Genomic DNA, 22,661 nt, shown 5'->3' on the forward strand with positions numbered 1-22,661 from the left:
CCGGCCGCCCTTGCCGCCCCTCGTCACACCCCGTATACCGTGCGTGTCGTGCGCCGCGTCGCACGCGCGACTTCGGCGACGGGCAGGTCGAACACGTCGGCGAGCGCCGTCAGCGTGTACGGGATCATGTACGGCGCGTTGGTGCGCCCGCGGTATGGCATCGGCGTAAGATACGGCGCGTCCGTCTCGACCATGATGTGGTCCAGTCCGACCAGCCGGGCTGATTCGCGGATACCGTCGTTGCCCTTGTAGCTGACCGTGCCGGAGAAGCTCAGATACCAGCCGTTGTCGCGCGCGATCTCGCCCATTTCGGCGTCGCCGGAGTAGCTGTGGAACACGGTTCGCTCTGGGCTGCCGTCTGCGAGCAGCGTCTCGATGACCTCCCGGTGCGAGTCGCGGTCGTGGATCTGCATGGGCAGGTTCAGCTCCTTGGCGAGCGCGATATGCTCGCGGAAGGCGTCTCGCTGCAGTTCCTTCGCGCCTTCCCCGGTGCGAAACAGGTCCATGCCGGTCTCGCCGATGGCGACCACCTGATGCGGGTATGCGAGGGCCACGCGATGCACTTCGGCGAGCGCGTCGTCGAAGCTCACGTCATGGTGGGGCTTGTATTTCAGCGACAGACCGTCCGGCCCGGGGACGCCGCGGTGACCGTGGAGCACGGCTTCATTGGGGTGGATTGCGATGGCGGCATGAACGGAGTCGGGATGGTCGACGGCCATCTGGATGGCGGTCATGAGGTTCGGCAGCTCGCACCCGCAGTCGATGATGCCGGTGACGCCGACTGCCGCGGCTTGGGCGAGCAGCTGCTCCACGTCGTACACCGGTACTTCCGGCTGTCCTTTTTCGACGGCTTCGTGGCTCATGGCCCGCGCAAACGGAATGACGGATGCCACATGCGTATGGTTGTCGATGACGTGCGCGTCGTCGGGCAGCGGCGACGGCGCGGGCGCCCAGCTGCGGTCACGATGATGATGCTTGCTCATGTCTCACCAGTGTAGCGAGCGGCACGGCATTGCTGCGCGGCCGTTCATGGGTCTCGCCTCGCCGGCTACCGCCAGCAGTTCTCGTAGGGCAGACCGGTCAGTCGTTCCACCACATGACGGGTTTCGGGCGTGACGTCGGCCTTGTCGCCGCCGTTGCGCAGGCGGGTGATCTCTGTCAATACGATGCCGTCCGCACGCTTGTTGATGGCGAGATGGGCGGACACAATCCAGCAGATGACCATCGCGACGGCAAGACGGTAAACCAGCCCAGCAGCACGGCTCCCAATCCAATGCCCGCCACCGTCGTCTGCCATGCGCGCGTCGCGTCGAAGCCGACCGCGCCCAGCACCAGGCCGGCGGCAATCGTCGCTATTCCCGAGCCCAGCTGACGGAACGATGCCTGAATGCCGGAGAACGTGGCGGAACGGTACCGGCGAGTCACGATCTGGTCGATGTCCGCGATGTACGGGAACACCGTCCACCACGGTTCCGGCAGCGTGCCGACCAGCATCCACGCCGCGAACAGCCAGGCCGTACCAAGCCAGCCGATGAAATTGATCGCGTACAGTCGTTTCGGGCCTATCTTGGTCATCGCCCAGCCGAACACCGGCATCAGCGGCAGCGAGACGGCGGCGCATCCCGGCATCAGCGACGCGAACGCCGCCGTATGGTTCCAGTCGTACACCACGAAGAACACGAACGTCTGGCCGAACACGTCCATCGTCACCTGCACCAGAAGGTAGATGGCCAGATGCTTGCGGAACTCCTTGACGCGCAGCGTGCTCGCATACTCGCGCAACACCAGCCGTGCACGCCGCAGCCAGCCCGCCATGCCGACGTGCCCGTCACGCTTCTCGCCCCGCGCGTGCGCGCCGAATCCGGCAGTCTCAGGCGTCATCTCCCAGGTACACCGCCAGCAGGCGAACACGTATATGCCGAACGGCATCCCCGGAATCCACAGGAACACCCCCAGCAGGATCATCGGCGATATCATCATCAGCAGCAGACGGTGTACGGCCACCTGCCCCAGCTGGGCGCGCGGAATGCGGATCGAGGTGATCGGCGGCATGACCACCGGGGCGATCAGCGTGTTGTCGAATCCGATCACCGACACGTCACCGGGCACGTTCACGCCGTCGGCGGTGAACCGCAGCACGATGCCCACCGCGATCAGATCGTTGTAGGTGATGATGGCGGTGGTGTCCCCGCCCTCCAATGCGAGCGCGGCCTGATAGCCGCCCTCGACTGTGGGGTGCACCGGGCCTATCTGATTGACCTTGAATCCCATGCGGTTCCCGATGTCATGCACCGCGGCCACCTCGACTGATTGGCCCATGACGCGGCCGGGCCGGCGACGTACGTGACCGCGGTGTGATGGTAGCGTTTCAGCAGGCTCAGTGCGCACGGTGCCGATGCGCGGATCGGGCACAACGCTGGCCACGCCTTCGAGAGGACGGTTCAGCACGACCAGCGGCACGCGCTTCGCATAGTCGCGGATGAAACTGATGCCGGGCGCGTCGGTGGACAGGATGACGCCGTTCACCTTGTCGGCGAGATGGTCGAGCATCTGCTGTGTGCGCTGCCCGGACGACCCCGTTTCGATGACGCTCACCGCGCTGTCCGATTCCATGGCCGTGACCTGCGCCCCTTTGAGGATCTGCGACAAGACGCCGTCGGCACCACCAGCGCGATGATGCTGCCGGGGAGGCCCCGAACGGGGAGAACGGAGGCGGTGCGCTCGCACTGCCGACCGGCACAGACGACCGCGAGGCCAAGGCCGCCTACACGTTCGCGCACAGCGACGGCGTGAAGGGGAATCTTGCGCAGGAGGGCATTCCTCCGCTGAAATCGACGCTCGGCGACCCGCGGCCCAGACCGATGATTTCTTCGGAGGGCAGAAGCCCCACGCCGTCATCGCCCAGGCGTCCAAGGACGTGCGCACCGACTTCACGTATCTGTCGTACACGGCGTACGCGAACTCGATCGCCGTGGATTCCATCGGCCAGTCATACCACGGCAAACTCACCTTGCACGAGGCCCTGCAGCAGTGGGGCGAATCGCTCAAGAAATATGGAGAAGAGTAAGGCTTCACCGTACGGTAGGCCGGGTGCCGACCCGAACAATGAAAGGAACATCATGCAACTGTTGTGGTCGCGCCGCCCGCACGATCGAAATCCCTTCATAATCCGCCGTGCGCGGCAGTCCGACATCCAACCCCTGATGCGACACGCCCGGATTGCTTCGCACAATTGAAGCACGGCATTCCGGAGAATGGCGGAATGCCGCGACCCTGTGAACGCAGATAGACGATTGTGCTACGCAATCCGGGCGTGTCGCATCAGGGGTTGGATGAAAGGCCCTCACGCTCCTATCCGATAGGCGCAACCACACACCGGAAAAGAAGAACCCGGCGGGGAAGCCGCCGGGTGAGAGAAGAGAGAGAAGAAGGGGTTCAATTATGGGGTTTCAACAACCTCGCCAACGTTGTAACAACCGCTGACATGTTCTATATAACCGCATCATGCTTGGAGGAATGATGCATGTTCCTCGGAATTATCTGTGAGATGTGTGCCCGACTTGTGAGCATGTAGTCACATCCCGACACAATGTACGGAAAACCGGCCAATAGGCAAGGAACATGGCCGTTCTTCACCGGTAACAACTCTCCGTCACTTTGCGGCGGGCTGAGCAAACGGCAGAGCTGTTTGTAGACGAAGGCGATCCGACAGGCGAGCAAGTGGGCTGAGGCCGAAGGCCGTCCCCAATTGCAGGGCCCGAATGGCTGTCGCGTAGCGACGGTACCGTTTTGCCCCCGCTGGCGGGGGGCTGTCGCGTAGCGACTGGGGTGGTCACCGGTCGTCGCAATCATCCTCTGCGGACCCACCCGCATCCACATCCTCCCCAACTACCGCAGCCGGGTTCGATGGCAGCAGCGACCACGCGTACGACACCTGATACTCATAATCGCTGCCGCGCCGCTGCTCGCTCAGCCGCAAGTATTCGTCCAGCAGGCCATTGATACGCTGCTGCACGTCCATGAGCTCGTCACGGGTCAGCAGCAGCGTCCCGGTGGTCATCGGCGTGAAGGGGAATTGCCGACGTCTCTCAGCGAGGGGTATGGCCGCGCCAGCTTCCATGACACCGTTGATGCGCATGCGCAGCGCCTTGAGCACCCCGTCCATGACCCTCATGCGCATGGCGGAGTCACGTTGCTCGCTAACGGCCATGCTGAAGGATTCCGCGGCGGGCGCGAACGACTGTTTGGCACCAGAGGGTGCCACATCGGTCAGGTCGACTTGCTCGCCGGCCGTGAAACCGGTACCGGTGGCGACCGACGCAGCCGGTACTTGCATGATGCCGGTCATCGCAACACATGCGATAGCCGCCAAAGCGCGGCGTCACTTCCTTGCATGGCTGTCAGTTGAGCATAATATACGAAAAATATTTCCTATTTTCTACCGTTGCTCACGCATCGGACGAAAAATCCCCCTGACATTCATATGTCAGGGGGGATTACAACAAAGCCTCAACAGTCAACGGCCCTTGTCAGCGCCTAGATTTCACTGCTTGAGTTCGGCTTGGGCCGCGGCGAACCGCTCAGCCTCGGCCTTCTTGCGGGCGGCGAGCTCGGTGTCGAAGCGGGTGAGCTCCTCGGCCACAGCCTCAGGCGGAATTTTCGCGAAAATCGGATGCGGCTTCGGCACCGGAGTGCCGGCCACCAGACGCTCGCTCCCCCACGGGTGCACGGTCTCACCGAGCTTGTAGTCGCCGGTGATGATCGGATACGTGAAGCCCGGCTTGTCGAGGTCTTCGACCTCTTCAAGGCGCGGCAGCGGCGAGAATACGCCTGAGCCGCCCAGCGCCTCGTAGACCTTCTGCGACGCGTGCGGCAGGAACGGCGCCAGAAGGTGGTTCGCGTCGTACACCGCCTGCGCTGCCACATGCAGCACCGTGCCCAGACGAGCCTCGTCGTCCTTGATCTTCCACGGCTCCTCGGCGGAGATGTACTTGTTGATGTCGCCGACCACGCGCATCGCGGCGACCAGCGCGTTCTTCTGGTGATGCTTCTCGATCAGCGCGCCGATCTCGTCGAACGCGTCCGAGGTCTCCTTGAGCAGCGCACGGTCCTCGTTGGTCATCGAGTCCTCGTCGAGCGCCGGGATCTCGCCGAAGTTCTTGTTGATCAGGTTGGCGACGCGATTGACCAGATTGCCCCAGCTCGCGGCCAGCTCCTCGTTGTTGTGGCGTACGAACTCGGCCCACGTGAAGTCGGCGTCGGAGGTCTCCGGGCCGGCGATCGAGATGTAGTAGCGCACGGCGTCCACGGGGTAGCGAGCGAGGATGTCCTTGACGTAGATGACGATGCCGCGCGACGAGCTGAACTTCTTGCCCTCCATCGTCATGAACTCGCTGGCCACCACCTGCTCGGGCAGGTTCAGCGGGCCGAGTTCACCGGTCTCTCCGCCCTTGGAACCCTTGCCGTTGTAGGCAAGCATCTCGGAGGGCCAGATCTGGGAGTGGAAGGTGATGTTGTCCTTGCCCATGAAGTAGTAGGCCGGGCAGCTCGGGTCGTTCCACCACTCGCGCCACTTCTCCGGGTCGCCTTGGCGGCGGGCCCATTCGATGGAGGCCGACAGGTAGCCGATCACCGCGTCGAACCACACGTACAACTTCTTGTTCGGATTGTCGATCCATCCCGCCACCGGTACGGGGATGCCCCAGTCGATGTCGCGCGTGATGGCGCGGGGCTTGACTTCCTTGAACAGGCCGATGGAGAAGTTGATGACGTTGGTGCGCCAGCCCTTGCGGGTCTTGAGCCACGCGAGGTTCGCCTCGGCGAGCGCCGGCAGGTCGAGGAAGAAGTGTTCGGTCTCCTCGAAGCGCGGGGTTTCGCCGTTGATCTTGGAGACGGGGTTGATCAGCTCGTCGGGGTCGAGCTCGTTGCCGCAGGCGTCGCACTGGTCGCCGCGGGCGCCGTCGGCGTGGCAGATCGGGCATTCGCCCTCGATGTAGCGGTCCGGCAGCGTGCGTCCGGTGGACGGCGAGATCGCGACCTTCTGCGTGCCCTTATAGATGTATCCGTTCTGCAGGCACTGCTTGAACAGCTCCTGCACCACATGCTCATGGTTGCCGGTGGTGGTGCGGGTGAACAGGTCGTAGCTCAGGCCGAGGTCGCACAGGTCCTTGGCGATCACGCGGTTGTAGCGGTTCGCGAGCTCCTGGGCGGTCAGCCCCTCCTTCTCCGCCTCGACGAGAATCGGGGTGCCGTGCTCGTCGGTGCCGGACACCATCAGCACGTCGTTGCCCTTCATACGCTCATATCGGGCGTAGACGTCCGAGGGCACGCCGAAACCGGCGACATGCCCGATGTGACGGGGGCCGTTCGCGTACGGCCAAGCGACATTTACCAAAACATGACTCATAAATCCCGATTATCCGGCTCAGCGGGGACACCGCGGCGTATCCACAGCATTATCCACAATGCGGCGTCGCGGAATGTGAGTTATGCACATATCCACAGATTTCGCCGGGTCGGTGGCGGACCGCCGCATCGTATGGTTATGGTCGGCGTATGAACAGAATACTGCCTTCGGATATCAGATATGGAGTCGCGCCGGCGCCCGACCAGACGGATGTCGCTGAAGCGGCAAAAGTCGGCAAGCCGCAGCCCAACGCGACACAGCCCGACACAGGGCCGCCCAGCGCAACGCGACCCACTGCGGCGGCGCCAAGCAAGACTCAGCCCGGCGCAACGCGGCCCGGCACGGAGTCAGCCGGCACAATCAGCCACAGCGACAACGCCGTCGCAATCGTTTCCGACCTCATCGCGCGCGGCACCATGCCGCGTATCGACACCACGCCACTGCTCACCCACAAGGACCTTCCCGGTCCGCTCAGCATGGCTCGGCTGACGCATTTCGGCACCCTGCACTCGCTCGACCAAACCAACGCATACAGCGCCGAGCACGCCGACACCCTGTACGGCCGCGCGATGATCGCGCTGAAACTCATCCCGTTCGGGACGATCGCATGCGCGCTCACCGCCGCGTGGGTATGGCTCGGCGGCACGTTCCCGCGCACGGTCGATGTCATATCCAGCTCCCATTACCGGGCGGATTCGCACGGACGGAAGATTCGCGTCTTCAACCGCAAGACGGCTCCCGAGCACGTCATACAGGTCGGGAACCTGCGCATCACCACGCCGATGCGCACAGCCTGCGACATCGCGCTGCTGACGCCGGGAGAGCTGAACGAGCACGACGCGTGCGACGTGCTGTGCGCCTTGTTCGAGGAGTATCAGGTCAGTCTTGCGCAGTGCATGCAGACGCTCGATGACAACCATTTCTGGCCGAACACCCAACCGGCCAGGGAACTGTTCACATCAATGAAGCATTTCTTCTGATTGCAAGCGGTCGCGGGGCCGCATCGGCCTCCCGTCCGACTCAACCATCGACACGGCTCACCGCCACGACACATCAGCACGACGCATCAGCACGACGAAAGGAGAGCCACATGCGAATGCCATCACAGGAGAAGACATTGCAGCGACTGCAGAATCCCGCGGAGACGCTGTGCGAGCGTCCCCGCGCGGGGACGGCCAGGCGACGGCTTCGGCACAGTCAAGCCAGACGAGCCAAACGCAAGAGCATTCCCGGCAGACGGATGCATGCTCTGCAACGACGTGAACAGGCGACGGCGTCACGGCGGTCAACGCGGGCGGCTCCTCCCCCTCCGCCGCTCAGACTCTCCCCGCTGCTGGCGTGCGATCCCGCGACCGCGCCGGAAGTGCTCTGGTTCATCGCCGAGCATGAGCCGGAACTGCGGCGCTGGCTGGTCGCCAATCCCAGCGCGGACGCCGCACTTCTGGAATACGTCGCGCAGGCGGGCGGCCCCGGCGTCAACCGCGCCCTGACCATCCTGCTCGACGGTCTGCCGGCGGCATAAGTCAGGATTTCATTGCCAGAACGGCCGTATACACCTGCTTGCGGTTCGGCAACGAGCCATCCGGCAGCGGATGTTCGGCGACCACCTGCGCGATCGCGTCTTTGATGCGCACGCCATCCTCCAGGGCACGGTCGATGGCCAGCACGGCCAGATCGTCGATGCTCAACGTCGCCGGCGCGGCCGCCTCCGCCTCCTCATCCGACGCGCCACCAATCACCAGCACCATCTCGCCGCGCGGCGGATTGTCAACGACGCCTTGGCGTATCGTGCCGACCATGCCGCGACGAATCTCCTCATAATCCTTCGTCAGCTCGCGGCACAACGCCATCGCGCGGTTCGGGCCGAACGCATCGAGCAGGTCATCCATCGAATCCGCGATGCGATGGGGCGTCTCGTAGAACACGATCGTGCGGCGCTCGGACTGCAGCATGCGCAGATGCTGCACGCGTTCGGAGTGCTTGCGCGGCAGGAACCCCTCATAACAGAACCGGTCGGTCGGCAGGCCGGAGAGCGCGAGCGCGTCGAGCACGGCGCTCGGTCCGGGCGCGCACGTGACCGGCAGCCCACGCTCGATGGCCCGGCGCACGATCGCCAGTCCGGGATCGTTGATGGTCGGCATGCCCGCGTCGGATACCACCAGCACGGTGGCGCCGGTCTCCACACGGTCGAGCAGCCCGTCGGCCTTGGCTCGCTCGTTGTGGTCGTGATAGGCGATGACCGTGCCGTTCACGTGCACGCCGAGTCGGTTCGCGAGGTCATACAGTCGCCGCGTGTCCTCGGCTGCGACGATGTCGGCGTCCGCCAGCAGCGCCTTCAATCGGTCGGAGGCGTCGCCCACATTGCCGATCGGCGTGGCGGCGAGCACAACAGTGCCGCTCGGCACCATGACCGTCCGCGGGGCGGCCTTCGGCTCGGTGGCGTCCGGTACAGTGGCGTCCGGTACAGTGGCGTCCGGCGAGGCGCCCTCCAGCACGACTTGCGAATCATCTTGCACAGTATCCATGGTTCCCAGTATCCCGCACGCCAAGTACCTGACGGCCACCCGTTGCGTACCTAAGTGCGCGCCGAAACGACAAGTGCGCGAACATAAGAACGCAAATGATCCTGTTTGCGTACCTAAGTGCGCACGGTCGTCGTTTCAGCGCGCACTTAAGAACGCAAAACCGCCTATCCGCACCGCTATATACCGCGTCTCCCCTGTTACACCCCCGCTGGTATGGTTCTTAGAGTTTTCTTAATGGAATTACACCATTGATAGTGACGGGAATTTTCATGGGTTTCGTTCATTTCATCGTCAATTTGCTGAAGGACCCTCGCGGCGCAATCGCCAGCTGGATTGCCATGGGCACCGCACCTGCGCTCGGCTTCATCTTTCTCATCGTATTCATTGAGACGGGCGTGGTGTTCTTCCCGTTCCTCCCCGGCGACTCGCTGCTGTTCGCAGCCGGCTTCTTCGCCGCGCAGGGCGACAGCGGGCTGCCGTTGATGGCACTGCTGCCCATAGTGTGGATTGCTCCGATCCTGGGCGATCAGAGCAACTACTTCATCGGACACTTCTTCGGACGCCGAATCATCGCGTCAGGCAAGGTGAAGGCCATGACGCCGGAACGGCTGGCGAAAACCGAGAAGATGATCGAGAAATGGGGGCCACTGGCGGTGTTCCTCGGGCGTTTCTTCCCATTCATCCGCACGTTCATGCCGTTCATCTCCGGTATTTCCGGCATGCGCTGGAGCCGGTTCACCCCGTTCTCGGTGCTGGGCGGCCTGTGCTGGTCCACGCTGTTCACACTGCTGGGATTCTTCTTCGGCAACATCCCCGTCGTGCAGAAGCATTTCGAATTGGTCATCGTGCTGATTCTGCTGGTGTCGCTGCTGCCGACCATCATCGGACTGCTCAAGGCGAAATTCGGCAAGAAGCCCGGTACCGCGGCGAACTCATCGAGTGTGGCGGCCGGCACGCAGAACAAGTAACGCGACCGGCCACTCCTGTTGGCCGCCCGGCCTGCCTGATTACGTTCCGTTGCGTCACTGGGTGAGAGCTCACCCAGTGACGCACCCCACGCACAGTGACGCATATCAGCCCATAACCGGCACCCAATTTTCACACACGCCGGCTTGCATTTGGACATGGGTCGTATTAATGTGTATTGAGTTGTCCTGCGGAGCAAGGCAACATCCAAGGGGCTGTAGCTCAGTTGGTAGAGCGCTTCGTTCGCATCGAAGAGGTCGTGGTTTCGATTACCATCAGCTCCACGAAGGCCGATTCCATTCCACCGGGATCGGCCTTTTTCATTTTTCGCCCCCGATGACCATACGCCCCCGCTGGCGGGGGCTGCCGAGCACAGCGAGACTGGGGGGGTCTGGAGCCGATACGGTAAAGACCGCCCCCATGGTAAAGACCACCCCCAGTCGGCTTTCAGTCGACAGCCCCGCCAGCGGGAGGAAGATTCAGCGACCGCTGGTGGTTCAGGAGCCGAGGCGCTGGCGGATGAAGGCATTCAGCGCTTCGGCGGTGATGCCGGCGAAGCCGTCGATGGAGGCGCATTGCGGACCGTCGGCTTTGGCGTTGCGGTTGAAGCCGAGCTGGGCAATGGTCGTGGCTCCGGACGCGACAGCCGAGGCGATACCCGTGGCCGAGTCCTCCAAAGCGACACACCTCGCGATGCCAGGGAGTGCCGCGGCACCATCGGCTCCGGCCACGCCCGTTTCGATGCCGAGCATCTTCGCCGCCGCCAGATATGGAGCCGGATCGGGCTTATGCGGCAGGTCATCGTCACCGCAGACGAATCCGGCGAACGCGCCGGCCGGCGCATGATCAATCACGTTCTGAGCGAGCCTGCGCGGCGATGTCGTGACCAGCACGGAGGGAATCCCGGCATCGACCAGCGACCCCAGCACGTCCAGTACGCCATTCGTCCAAGGCACCCTCTCGAACTCCTTCTTGGCGACGTAATCGACCATCGCCTTGGCAATCTGCTCGGGCGGCAGATTCGTCCCGTGCTCGATCATCGTTTTCGCGCAATGGTCAAGCGGAGTGCCAGAACAGGACCACGCTAGATCCTCATCCCAATACCCGCCATGCGCCGCGGCGATCTCCATCTCGCCCTCGTGCCAGTAGGGTTCCGAATCGATCAACGTACCGTCCAGATCCCAGAACACAGCCTTCAACAACATGTCGCTCATGCACAACCCACCTTGTATTGACGCCAACTGTATGCCTGCATGCCCAGCAACCGGGCTTTCGTTTTCATTATCCCAGATGACCTCGAAGAGGGCGCCTGATTCTTGACGTCCATTACACGCTCATGACTCAGCAACGACCATACTTCGACCGAGGCAACCCGCAATCAGCGCAAACGAAAGCGGGCCGCTGGCAGGATTTCCGCCAACGGCCCTCAAGACCAGTCAACCGATTCGGTACGGGCTGCGGCAATCAGTCGAAATCGAAACGAACCGTTGACTGCCGCCGCCCAGTCGAGAGACTTACCGATTCGCGCGACGGCGCAGCGACAGCGTCACACCGCCTGCCGCGAGCAGCGCCGCCACTGCGGCAAGAAGACCGAACACATCCGCACCGGTTTTCGCCACAGCGTCCGGGGTCGGCTTCTGCACGTCGCCGGTACCGGCACCAGTGCCGTCACCGGTACCGTCACCGTCCGGCTTTTCGCTCGGGTCTGGAGTGGGATCGGGATCCGGCCCGGGCTCCGGCTCCTCGACAGCCGCCAGCGTCGCCGTATATGTCACGGTCACGGCGTCCGCGCCCTCCGGCACGTTCGCCGAACCGACCACTTCATACCGGTGCGCCGCCGTATCGTTTACGGTCACGTCGATGCCATCCGCAAGCACATCCGCAGGCTTGAGGCCGTCCGCGACCAGGGTCCGCCCGCCGTCCTCGCCGATCTCGTAGACGGCGTAGCTGTCGGCGACCACCAGCGAAGCCGCCGCACCGATCTGCATGGTGTCGATGTGTGCCCTGTCGGTGCCCTCGACGCGCCCGACCGGCAGCTCGCCACCGTTTTCACTCGCTCCGACCAAAGTAACATTGGCGGTGTCGTACGGCAGCGACGCGATGCGGCTGCTTGACACGTTGCTCGGGTACAGGTCGAGCGAGCGCATCATGAATCGCGCGTAACCGAGATGCCCGGCGTAGTTGAGCTGGCCGGCCTTGTTGAACCACGCGGTCTTGACGCTCGCGTCAGCGGCGACGACCTTGCCAATCCACGCCTGCGCGTCGATGAGCGGCAAATCGTCTTCCTTGGCCACCGTGCGCATAGCGCCTGCATACTCGTCTTCCCCGCCGCGCACGGTGACCGGCGTCACCAGCACGACCTTGGCGCCCGCCTCCTTCGCCTTGGCGGCCACGGAGCGAATATGCCCGGCGAACGCGGCGGCGTCGCTTTCCGCAAGAATCCCGTCAGCATCATACAGGTCCGGAGCCAAGAAGAGGATGTCCGGCGAATACTCGCCCACCATCGCAGCGTAGTCCTCGTCCATCTGCTTGGCAGTTAGACCGCCCTGCCCGGCCGCCACGAAGAACTTGGCACGCTGCAGTTCGCGGTCCGTGGCGCTCAGCCCGGTGACGTATTCCCAGCGCACGCGCTCGTCGAGCAGCTGCACGATGTTCTTGGCAATCAGATGATCCGTATACCCGCCTTCGATGGTCTCGCCACCCACGAACACGATATTTTTGCGAGCACCGGTATCGGAGATGACCGGCTGCAACGCGTTCACCGCCGCATCGACCTTCGTCACCGCCACGGCACTGGTTTCGGCGCTGATTCGCTTGGCTTCCGCATCGGTCAGTGTGCGGCTCCATGCGGCGACGTAATCGACAATGCCGGTGAGCTGCTGCGCGCCGCCGGCGCTGTCGGCCCCGCGGATCGCGCCGGCCGTGGCCGTGTTCACCGTGATCGCGCCCGGCACGTTCAGCTGAGTGCCCGCGCCGCCGCTGATCGCGCGCATCGCGGCTCCGTCAACATAGATCGTGAAGCCGTTCGCCACGAAGTTCACGGACACCGTATGCCATGCGCCATCCGCGAGGTCGTTCGTGCCGACCGTGTAGAAGTCGCCGGTGTTGCCGGAGTTGAGGAACTGCACCAGACCGGTCGCGCTCAGGCGCACGGTCGCGCGGGTCGCGGAGTCGGAGTCGCCCAGCGAGAACAGCGTCTGCGGCTGTCCGGTCGCCGACGCACGGAACCTGATGGTCACGTTGGACTCCCGCTTGCCGGCCACAGCGCTCACCACATCGCCGCCCAGGTCAACGTACTGTGCGCCGGAGAGGAACTTACCCACGGACTTGGCCGCGGCCGGGGCGGGTTCAAGCCCGTCCGAGCCCTTCAGCCCGTTGCCGTCGGCGTCCACCGTCACGGTCGGCTTGTCCAGTGTCGTGTCGGAGCTGCTCCACCGGGCGAGCGGGTCGTCGTTGGCGATCATATTGAGCGCTCCCAGCGTGAACTTGGCCCATTCGATGTGCCCGTTCTCGCCGGGGTGGATGTCGTTGCCGGCACCCATATACGTGCCGGATTCGCGGTTGCCGCCGCCGAGTTCCAGCCACTGCTTGTTGAAGTCCACCAGCAGCACGTTCTTGTCGAGCGCGAGTCGACGTTCCGCGTCAAAGTACGTGTCGAGGTTGGCGTTGAACGTCGCGTTGGTCGTGTAGTTCTGCGTCTGCAGCACCGGGATGGCGCCGAGGTCACGGATCTTGTCAATCAGTGTGGACAGGTTGGCGGTGTACTGGTCGACGGTGAACGCCTGGCCTGTACGCCCGTCGTTCATGCCGAACGTGAGGAACACGACGTCGGGGTGCTTGTCGGACACCCATTTCTCGAATGCGCCGTCCTTGAGCGGCCAACTGGCGTCCGCGCTGGAGATGCCGGTGTTCATGACCACATCGTTGGCGCGGGATACACCGCGCACCGGCGTGGTGTCCAGATGGTTCGCGAACAGTTCCGAATAGGTGCGGTAGCCGCGCGTGAACTGCACGCCGTGCGTGATGGAGTCGCCGGTGAACAGCCAGTTGATGCGGTCGGTCTTTGCGAGCTTTTCGGAGAGCGTCTGCCAGTCGTCGAGCGCCTCGTTGCGGGTCTTCCATGCGGCGATGTCCACCGGCAGTTCGACCGGCTGGCTCACGGTGACGGGGTCACCGGTGATGGACACTGATTCGAGCACCGTCTCGCCGCTCGCGTCTGCGGTGGCGTCGATGGTCGCGCTCGGCGTGAACGAGCCGGCTGTCGCGTCCGCTTCCGTCACCGTGTGGTAGGCGAGCCGCTTGCCGTTGCCGCTGACGCATGCACCGGTCGCTCCCGGATCCAACCTGCTCCACCGGCATACGGGCGCGGGGTTGCTCGCCGACTGCGGGGTCGTCACGCCGTCCAGATTGGATTCGCGCGGATAGACCGCGAATGACTGCGTGCCGACGTTCTCATAGGTGATCCGGTAGGTCAGCGTGTCACCGACCTTGACCGGGTCTCCGTTGTCATCGGTACGTTCGATGGTGAGTTTGAGCCGCTTGGCTGCGGGATCCGGGTCGGTGACAGTCACCGACAACTCGCCTTCGGCGAAGCTGTGCAGCGTGTCTTCGGACTGCGCGTACTTGCCGGTGATCTTCATCGTCGCTTTCGCGACGGTACCACTGACAGCCGCCGCAGGCACAGTCACCGGAACGTTCACGGTCGCGCTCTGACCGGCGGCAAGATTGCCGACGTTCACGGCTTCGGCGCTCCAATCAGACGGCAGACCTGTGGGGGTCACGGTGACGTTCGTGTAGTCGGTCAGACCGTCGTTGGTGACGGTGACCGGCGCGGTCAGCGTCCCCTCGCCTTCCTTGACGGTCGCGGTGCCGCTCGCCGTGGCGGTGAGATATCCCAGCCATTCCATCGACGCGCGCGTGTAGGTGATGCTTTCGCCTTCGTACAGCAGACCGTAACCACCGCCGGCGGCGTCGTTCAGTGCGGTGATGACCGAGTAGGCCATCGAGCCTTCCTTGAACAGCTTGCCGGCCGACCATGTGGTGCCGTCATCGAATGAAACACGCACGACACCGTTCGCACGGCCCTCGTTGCTCGCACGCGGCGCCGAATACAGCAGCACCTTCGCCTTCGCCGAACCTTCCGGAGCGTTCGGGAACGCGCGCGTGATCTGCGCATTGTTGTTCGGATCCGGCAGCTGGGTCTCCGACTTGATCGGACCATAGTTCACGCCGCCGTCCTCCGAGATCGCAACGCGACGGTATCCCGCCGCGCCCGGACGGGAATTGAGCATCACGCGACCGTCGGACAGCTCCACGACCTTGTTCTCGTCCATGTTCGCTTCGGTCACGGGGTTGCCGGCCTTCCAGGTCTTGCCATGGTCGTCGGAATACACGGACACCGCGATGTTCGTGTTGCTCGTGGTGCGCACAGCGTATTGCTGTATCAAACGGCCCTTGTACTGCCCGTACTTGAGCTGGATGCCATGGCCGGAGGATGCGAAACGGGACTTCCACTCGTCTTCGTGACCCTTGGTGATGTCTTTGGTGATGTTGCGCGGCTCGCTCCATGTTGAGCCGTTGTCGTCGGATTCCATGACGACGGCCTGCAGCACGTTGCGTGCATCTTCCACACCCAATACGGAGCCAAAGTAGCCCTGATCGTACGATTTCACGCAGAACAGGAAGATCTTGCCGGCTTCCTCGTCGACCACATAGGACGGGTCGGAGTAGCCGTATTTGTTGGTGGCGCTGCGTCCCTGCGCCACGTATGCCAGCGTCTCCCATGACTTGCCGCCGTCCTTGGAGATGCGCTGCACGATCGAGTTCGGGTTGGGCGCGTCCGCCGCCGATTTCGGCCGCAAATCCCATGCGGCGAGAATCCAGCCGTTGGGTGCCTGCGCGATGGCGGGGATGCGGTAGTAATCGGTGTCACCGATCTGCTTGTTGGTCGCCAGCAGGAGCGGTTCGCCGTCATTGCGCTCCGTCGGCGTGGACGCGGCGTCGTCGGCCGGCCCCGCGACGGTCACCGTGCCGGTGGTGAACGTCATGTCATCTTGCAGCACCTGCGTGCCGTCGCGGTCCGATGTGGCGCGGAATGTGGCTGTCGGCGTGTATCTGCGGGCCACGACGTCCTCAGCGGTGATGACGTGATAGGCGAACCCACATGATGCGGTCCGGTTGGCCTCCACTCCGGATCGGCAGCTGTTTCTCGGATAGGACACCACGTCCACGCGTTCGATGTTCGACTCGCTCGGGTAGGCATAAATCTTCTGCGCGGTTTTGTTGGTGTAGGTGAAGTTGAAGGTCAGCCGGTCGCCGATCTTCACGTTATCGCCGAGCGTATCGGTACGCTGCATGGCGACGCGCAGTGCGGAGGTCGCAGGGACGGCCGGCACCGTCTCGCCGGTGATGTCGACGCTTTGCAGAACGCCATTGGTGCCGTCCTGAGTGGTCGCCGACACGGTCGCGGTGGGCGTGAAGCCGTTTGCGACATCGTCTTCGGTCACCACATGGTAGGCGAACTCCTTGCTCGCGCTCCAAGTGCATGCAGCCGAAGCACCCGCCGCGAGATTCCCCCACCGGCACATGGGATTGGGGTTGCGCGCCGACTGCGGCGTGGCGACATTGTTGAGGTTCGACGCCGTGGGATACACAATGAAACCGGTATCGGAAACGTTTTTGTAGCCGAGACTGTAGGTGAGCTTGTCGCCGACTTCGGCCGGGGTGCCGTTGCTGTCGGTGCGGGTCAGGGTGAGTTGCAGATATTCTTGGGGTGTTTCGTCCGCCGCATTTGCGCTGATGGTGCCAGCCGGCAGCACTGCCAGCATGGCGATGGCCACCAGCAGCCCGCTGAGCTTGCGCATCAGCGTTTTTGCCGTGGCACGTCGGAATATTGTGGTCATATCGAGTCTTTCTTCTCTGCGGCAGGTCAGCTTCCGAACCGATACGGGGGTAGCAGCGTCTTCTTCGGCGCAGTCGGCTTCTTTACCGCATGATTTTTATGAACTATCGGTTATATGAGAATCACAGCGATACGCTGAAATTTCCCTCATTGTAGTCTACAGAGTGAACGAATTACAACATGAAAAAGCCCCCGTGTTTCGGGGGCTTTTCCTGTATGCCGTCACTCATCGGCCGGACGGTTTACCGCCGCGGCAGTGAGGTCTCGGTCAGATCAGTGAGCGGAGCGGCGGCGCAGCGACAACGCCGCGACACCGGACAGCGCCAACAAGACGAACACGATGGACATGCCTGCCGTGGAAGCGCCGGTCTTGGACAGGCCGGGCTGCTCGGTGGGCACGTCGACCTTCGGGCCGGCCGGCTTCTCCGGTTCGGGCTTGGGTTCGGGCTTGGGCTCAGGGTCGACGCTCTTCTCGGCCACGTCAATCGTGAACGATGCCGTCAACGGATTCGCACCCTCCACAGGCACACTCACCGTGACCGTCACCACACCAGCCGCCGCGAACGGCTCAGCCAAATCGACCGCCTTGCCGTCAGCATCCACAGCCGACAGCGAATACTCGCCGGCAGCCAGCGCCTTCGACGAACCATCACTCATCGCCGCGGTCACCGACACCTTCGACGCATCAAACACGTCACCGACCTTCACACCAGCCTGCGACGTCACCGCCGAAACACCGGTGATGGTCGGCTCCGGCTCAGGATCGGGCTCGCTCTTTTCGGTGACGTTCACCGTGATGGAGCCGTCAAAGCCGGTCGTGGCGTCGGCATTCGCAGCGGACGTGCCGGTCACGCGCAGGACGATCTTGGCGACATCGTCCTTCTTGGCAGTTGCGGGAACATTCACCGTGACGGTCACGTCCTTGGACGCGCCGCTGGCAAGAGCGCCCACGTTCACCGGAGAGGCAGACCATCCGGTCGGCAGATCGGCCGGAGTCACCGTCACGCCGGTGTAATCCACAGAACCGATGTTGCTCACCGGAACGGTCACGTCCACCGTGCTGGCACCCTCTTCAACCGAAGCGGTCACGTCGTCTGCGGTGGCGGACAGGTAGCCGAGCCAATCCATGGAAATGTGCGTGTACATGATGTCGTGGCTGTCAATGCCGCCGCCGGTGACCCAAGCGCCTTCGTACAGCAGACCATAACCACCGCCAGCGGCACCGCTCAGCGCGGTGATGACCGAGTAGGCCATCGAGCCTGCCTTGTACAGCTTTCCGGATGACCACGTGGTACCGTCATCGAGCGAGATGCGGACCACGCCGTTCGCACGGCCCTCGTTGTTCGCGCGCGGCGACGAGTACAGCAGCACCTTCGCCTTCGCCGAACCCTCGGGAGCGTTCGGGAACGCGCGCGTAATATGCGCGTTGTTGTTCGGATCCGGCAGCTGCGTCTCGTTTTTGACCGTACCGTAGTTCACGCCGCCGTCCTTCGAAATCGCCACGCGACGGTAACCGGAACCGTTACCCGGGCGGGAGTTGAGCATCACACGGCCATCAGACAGCTCCACGACCTTGTTCTCATCCATCAGCATGCCCGTCACCGGGTTGCCGGCCTGCCAGGTCTTGCCATGGTCGTCGGAGTACACGGATACCGCGGCGTTCGAACCGGTCGTACGGCCCACGGCATACTGCTGAATCAGACGACCCTTGTACTTGCCGTACTTGAGCTGGATGCCGGCACCGGAGGTGGCGAAACGGGACTTCTACTCGTTCTCGTAACCCTTGGTGATGTCAGCGGTGATGTCACGCGGCTTGCTCCACGTCTCGCCGTTGTCCTTTGAGCTGACGACGACCGCATGCAGCACATTGCGGTTGCTCTCATCGACGCCAAGCTGAGAGTCGGCGAAGCCCTTGTTGTACGAGTGAACGAAGAACAGGAAGATCTCGCCGGTCTCCTTATCGACCACATAGGATGGGTCGGAATAGCCGTAGCGTTCCGGGGCGTTCTTGCCCTGCGCGACATATTGGATCGGCGTCCACGACTTGCCGCCATCCTTGGAGATGCGCTGCACGATGGAGTTCGGCTGCGGGGCATCCCAGCACTTGACGCCGCTGCCGTTGGCCATCGCCGTATTGGGACGCTGGTCGAATGCGGCGAGGATCCAGCCGTTGGGCGCCTCGGCGAGCGCCGGAATACGGTAGCATTCGGTACCGAGGTTCTGGCGGGCGGTGGCCAGGCGCACGGCCTCGCCATCGGCACGGTCTGTGGGGATGGTGGCCGGATCGGGGCGCTTGCCTTCCTTCACGGTGACGGTATCGCCGGTGGAGACGATGTTGTCTTGCAGCACCTGAGTGCCCCCTCGGTCAGAGGTGGCCTTCCACACGGTACGCGGGGTGAAGCTGCCGGCCGTGAGATCATCCGCAGTGATGGTGTGGCTGGCCGTGGAGCAAGGGTAGGAAGCGCCTCCCGCAAGGTTCTCATAACGGCAGTTCGGCGTTCCTGTGGTCAGCACACCGCTCAGATTCGACTCGGCGGGGAATGCGGTGAATGCCGAACTCGTGTTGTTGGTGTTGGTGAAACTGTAGGTGAGCGTGTCACCGACATATACCTCGTCGCCGAGGGTGTCGGTACGCGTCATCGTGACGGTGAGCATGTCAGCATCATCGCTGGCCGCACTCGCGGTGGATACCCCTGCGGGCAGTACCACCAGCATGGCAGCGGCCGCCACCAGCGCGCCAAGACGGCGCAGCAGCGATGGCTTGGTCGAATGAACCATGTGTGTTCCTCTCCTGTGCAACGCCGGGTCACGACTTTGGGCCCCGACCGCCGTTCCACCTATGGGACGGCATGGCTTCCTCACCATCGAGCGTTATTTGTATAGTATCTTGCTATTCAATCTTCATTGGCATAGCAAAATCGCTGTCGGGTACAGTATTATAGCCTACATTGTGAACAAAATGACATACAATTGTCTGCGATTCCGTATCACCCCCCCCACTTCCCATCCAGCACCCGCCCAAAGTCCCATCCGACAGGAATAAAACGGGACGATGGCGGGATACAAGACGTCCCCATACGACAAAAGTCCCATCCAGCGGATGCCAGATGGGACTATGACGGGATGACGGCCGCCTATTCGCGACCGGATGTGATCTGCAACGGCGCGATATATGCGCGTCCGCGCCGACGCACATGATAGAACGGCGACTGCCGCACCTCGACGACTTCACCATCCATACCGGCCTCGAACACGCTATCGCCGTCCAGTCGACGGCGAAGATGCCGAATCTGCCGGCGCAGCTGCCTGTTCTCCTCCTGCAACGAAAGAATATGCGTGACGCCTGCGAGATTGATACCCTCGTCCTGGCTCAACTGCTGCGCCTGTGCAAGACGCGCCACGTCACGAAGCGTGTAGCGCCGCGCACCACCCCCCGTGCGCTGAGGCACCACCAGGCCAAGGCGGTCGTACTGGCGCAGCGTCTGGGGATGCACACCCGCGATCTGAGCCGCCTGGCTCACCGTGAACACCGGCATCTCCACGTTCAAGCCGAGCGCGTCGATTGCATCGAGATCAACGCCGCCGGAGACCAACGCCGCGGCGCAAGCAGCATACGCACGCCTGACTTCCTGTGCGATTCGCGCCATGATCATCATCTCCTTAACGTTGATTATCGGCTGCGGGGTGATGGTGCCCCCAGTCGCTCCGCGACGATGCGAGATGCCGCCGGGAGGATTACCGCTCGGCGGCAACCGCTTCGGCGTAGCCTTCGACGGACTTGTCGAATTCCTTCGCGGCGTGCTTCGCGCCCAGACCCGGCTTCGCGGGCACGCGAATCTGCACGCAACCAATCAGGTCGCCGGCAGTGGCGGACTGAACGCCCTTGCCGCCGACACGAATCTCCGCGCCACTGGACGAGCCCGCCGGCACCTTGAACGTGACGGTCTCGCCATCGATGTCATGCGCTTCCACGCGGGCACCGGCCACAGCCTCGCCTACGGTCACCGGCACATCCATGACGATGTCATGGCCGCGCATCGTGAACCGCGGATCCGGCTTCACCTGCACGGTCAGATACATGTCGCCGTTCGCGCCGCCGTTGCTGCCCGGCCTGCCCTTGCCTGCGATACGAATCTTCTGCCCGTCCTTGACCCCGGCGGGAATATGCGTCTTGAACTGCTTGCCGTCCACGCGCAGCGACACGGTAGCGCCCTTGACCGCCTGACGGAACGTCAACGTGATCTTGGACTTGCGGTCATCGCCGCGCTGCGGAGTCGGCGGCTCCTCATACGGGTTACCGTAACGCGAACCGCCATAGCTCGCACCGCCACGGCCACCGGCAGCCCCGCCGAACATCGAGAAGATGTCGTTGAGATTGCTCGGACCGCCGCCGGACGTGCTGAAGCGCACATTGCCGCCGTTGCCGCCGAACATCGAACCGAAGATATCCGAGAATCCGGAAGCGTCGAACCCACCCTGACCGGAGCCGCCAGAGAAACGCGCCCCGCCCATGCCGAACTGGCGGATCGCGTCGTACTTCTGCCGCTGCTCCTTGTTGCTGAGCACGTCGTACGCCTCGGAGATGTCCTTGAACCTCTCCTCGGCCTCCTTCGTCTTGTTCAGGTCGGGATGGTATTTGCGCGCCAGCTTGCGGTACGCTTTGGTGATGTCATCCTCGGTGGCGTCCTTGGAGACACCGAGGACTTTGTAGAAATCCTTGCTCAGCCATTCATTCTCAGCCATTCAGGTCTCCTTTCGTGTATGCGTGTATGTGTGTCGTATGTTGTTTTTCTGTTGTTGCGTATTGGCGTTCGTCACCGCGGAGGTCGGCATGTTTGCTGTGACCGGAGCGGAGACGACGGTGATGTGATCGTGTCTGCGGTCAACGTGCGACCGTGCGGAGACCGCAGACCGTGCGGAGCTGGCGGGCATGTTGTCCGACTTCGCTCCAGGCCGCTCGGGCCGAGGTTTACGGTCGGACAACATGCCCGCCCACTCCGCACTCGTTAGGTGCAGTGACTTGCGTCTGCATCTCCGAGTCGGGTGCATGTTTTGCGCGAGTGTGGTATCGCACGCTTGCTGCGGTGACAGCGAGATGAGACAGGTGGTTTGCGGAAATCTGAGGGTGGTCGGATTTCCGCAAACTCCTCTTGGGGGGTTAGTTTTGCGGGGAGGCTACTACGACGCGGGCGGCGCGGATCACGCGGTCACCGATGCGGTAGCCGGCTTCCACGACCGTGTCGACGGTCTCCTTCTCGGCCTCGGCGTCCGGCTTGTGCAGGATCGCCTCATGCTTGGTGGGGTCGAATTCCTCGCCTTTTTCGCCGAACTTCTCCACGCCGAACTTCTCGAACGCCTTGTCGATCTTCGCGGCCACGGCCTTGAAGGAGTCGTCCATCTCGCTGTGTTCGCGGATGCGATCGATGTCGTCGAGCGCCGGCAGCAACGCGGTCAGCACGTCGATGATGCCATGCTGGCGGAAACGCTCCTGCTCGCGCTGCGCACGATTGCGGTAGTTGACGAACTCGGCGCGTTCACGCTGCAACGCTTCGAGATAGTCGGCGGCATCCTTCTTGGCCTTGCCCAGCGGGGTCAGCGAGTCGTCGGCGGCCGCTCCGTCATCCGCACCCGCGGCAGCGGAGTCACCGGTCTTATCGGAAGGGCCCGCTTCGGCGGACGCCTTGTCCCCAGCCGGGCCGGCAGCGCCCTTATCAGCAGACGCATCCGCAGACTTGGCCGAGTCCGACGCCTTGCCGGCAGAACCGGCGGCAGCGCCGTCGGAAGGGCCGGCCTGCCCGGTGGCGGACAGGTTGTCCGCGTCAGGCAGGTCGTTCAGGTAATCGTCCTTGTTGAACTCGGACAT

At 63.2% G+C, this 22,661-nt stretch carries 15 protein-coding genes, 1 tRNA gene and 1 pseudogene; 5 read left to right on the forward strand and 12 right to left on the reverse strand.

The annotated features are described in order from the left end of the window. Positions 1-23 precede the first annotated feature (23 nt). From BBBF_RS08875 to BBBF_RS08885, 3 genes are all read right to left on the reverse strand, one after another. Positions 24-983 (reverse strand): TatD family hydrolase, encoded by a 960-nt coding sequence (locus BBBF_RS08875; RefSeq protein WP_021648247.1) that lies wholly within the window; start codon positions 981-983, stop codon positions 24-26. A 65-nt stretch (positions 984-1,048) separates the two neighbouring features. After that, entirely contained in the window at positions 1,049-1,162 is a 114-nt protein-coding gene (locus tag BBBF_RS08880; protein ID WP_003816049.1) for a hypothetical protein, read from the reverse strand. Continuing rightward, entirely contained in the window at positions 1,159-2,649 is a 1,491-nt protein-coding gene (locus tag BBBF_RS08885; protein WP_021648248.1) for a substrate-binding domain-containing protein, read from the reverse strand. The genes BBBF_RS08880 and BBBF_RS08885 overlap by 4 nt, the downstream gene beginning before the upstream one ends. A 268-nt stretch (positions 2,650-2,917) precedes the next feature. Between BBBF_RS08885 and BBBF_RS08890 the strand changes: the two genes are divergently transcribed. Then, positions 2,918-3,067 (forward strand): hypothetical protein, encoded by a 150-nt coding sequence (locus BBBF_RS08890; protein WP_003814075.1) that lies wholly within the window; start codon positions 2,918-2,920, stop codon positions 3,065-3,067. 765 nt (positions 3,068-3,832) lie between these two features. Here BBBF_RS08890 and BBBF_RS08895 read toward each other — a convergent pair. Both BBBF_RS08895 and metG read right to left on the reverse strand, forming a co-directional pair. Then, positions 3,833-4,348 carry a hypothetical protein gene (locus tag BBBF_RS08895; protein WP_021648249.1) on the reverse strand — a complete coding sequence of 172 codons (516 nt, stop codon included), beginning with the start codon at positions 4,346-4,348 and terminating at the stop codon, positions 3,833-3,835. A gap of 195 nt (positions 4,349-4,543) precedes the next feature. After that, the gene (gene metG, locus BBBF_RS08900) at positions 4,544-6,406 is read right to left on the reverse strand and encodes a methionine--tRNA ligase (RefSeq protein ID WP_003814069.1); all 1,863 of its coding nucleotides are present in this window, start codon (positions 6,404-6,406) and stop codon (positions 4,544-4,546) included. A gap of 149 nt (positions 6,407-6,555) precedes the next feature. Between metG and BBBF_RS08905 the strand changes: the two genes are divergently transcribed. Together BBBF_RS08905 and BBBF_RS09330 are read left to right on the forward strand one after the other, a co-directional pair. After that, a complete protein-coding gene (locus BBBF_RS08905; RefSeq protein WP_003816042.1) occupies positions 6,556-7,386 on the forward strand; it encodes a hypothetical protein in 831 nt (276 codons plus the stop codon). 110 nt (positions 7,387-7,496) lie between these two features. Beyond that, positions 7,497-7,928, forward strand: a complete 432-nt coding sequence (locus tag BBBF_RS09330) for a variant leucine-rich repeat-containing protein (protein ID WP_003814064.1) — start codon at positions 7,497-7,499, stop codon at positions 7,926-7,928. Position 7,929: 1 nt separating this feature from the next. On the opposite strand, the gene rsmI is transcribed toward BBBF_RS09330, so the two are convergent. Continuing rightward, on the reverse strand, positions 7,930-8,931 hold the full coding sequence (gene rsmI, locus BBBF_RS08910; RefSeq protein WP_017143634.1) for a 16S rRNA (cytidine(1402)-2'-O)-methyltransferase: 1,002 nt from the start codon (positions 8,929-8,931) through the stop codon (positions 7,930-7,932). 269 nt (positions 8,932-9,200) lie between these two features. Between rsmI and BBBF_RS08915 the strand changes: the two genes are divergently transcribed. Together BBBF_RS08915 and BBBF_RS08920 are read left to right on the forward strand one after the other, a co-directional pair. Further along, positions 9,201-9,899 carry a DedA family protein gene (locus tag BBBF_RS08915; RefSeq protein WP_017143635.1) on the forward strand — a complete coding sequence of 233 codons (699 nt, stop codon included), beginning with the start codon at positions 9,201-9,203 and terminating at the stop codon, positions 9,897-9,899. 209 nt (positions 9,900-10,108) lie between these two features. After that, positions 10,109-10,181, forward strand: a tRNA-Ala gene (locus BBBF_RS08920). A 213-nt stretch (positions 10,182-10,394) separates the two neighbouring features. On the opposite strand, the gene BBBF_RS08925 is transcribed toward BBBF_RS08920, so the two are convergent. The 6 genes and pseudogenes from BBBF_RS08925 to grpE all read right to left on the reverse strand — a co-directional run bounded on the left by BBBF_RS08925 (position 10,395) and on the right by grpE (position 22,661). Beyond that, positions 10,395-11,111, reverse strand: coding sequence for an HAD family hydrolase (locus tag BBBF_RS08925; RefSeq protein ID WP_003816035.1), 717 nt, complete (start codon positions 11,109-11,111; stop codon positions 10,395-10,397). Between the two features lie 300 nt (positions 11,112-11,411). Next, positions 11,412-16,799 carry a GDSL-type esterase/lipase family protein gene (locus BBBF_RS08930; protein ID WP_033509742.1) on the reverse strand — a complete coding sequence of 1,796 codons (5,388 nt, stop codon included), beginning with the start codon at positions 16,797-16,799 and terminating at the stop codon, positions 11,412-11,414. 272 nt (positions 16,800-17,071) lie between these two features. Beyond that, positions 17,072-19,576: pseudogene (locus tag BBBF_RS08935) on the reverse strand (sialidase family protein). A gap of 356 nt (positions 19,577-19,932) precedes the next feature. After that, positions 19,933-20,445, reverse strand: coding sequence for a heat shock protein transcriptional repressor HspR (locus BBBF_RS08940; protein ID WP_074740823.1), 513 nt, complete (start codon positions 20,443-20,445; stop codon positions 19,933-19,935). Positions 20,446-20,533: 88 nt separating this feature from the next. Beyond that, positions 20,534-21,541, reverse strand: coding sequence for a DnaJ C-terminal domain-containing protein (locus BBBF_RS08945; protein WP_021648254.1), 1,008 nt, complete (start codon positions 21,539-21,541; stop codon positions 20,534-20,536). 415 nt (positions 21,542-21,956) lie between these two features. After that, positions 21,957-22,661, reverse strand: a complete 705-nt coding sequence (gene grpE / locus BBBF_RS08950) for a nucleotide exchange factor GrpE (RefSeq protein ID WP_021648256.1) — start codon at positions 22,659-22,661, stop codon at positions 21,957-21,959.

The sequence above is a fragment of the Bifidobacterium bifidum ATCC 29521 = JCM 1255 = DSM 20456 genome (assembly GCF_001025135.1).
Taxonomy (GTDB): domain Bacteria; phylum Actinomycetota; class Actinomycetes; order Actinomycetales; family Bifidobacteriaceae; genus Bifidobacterium; species Bifidobacterium bifidum.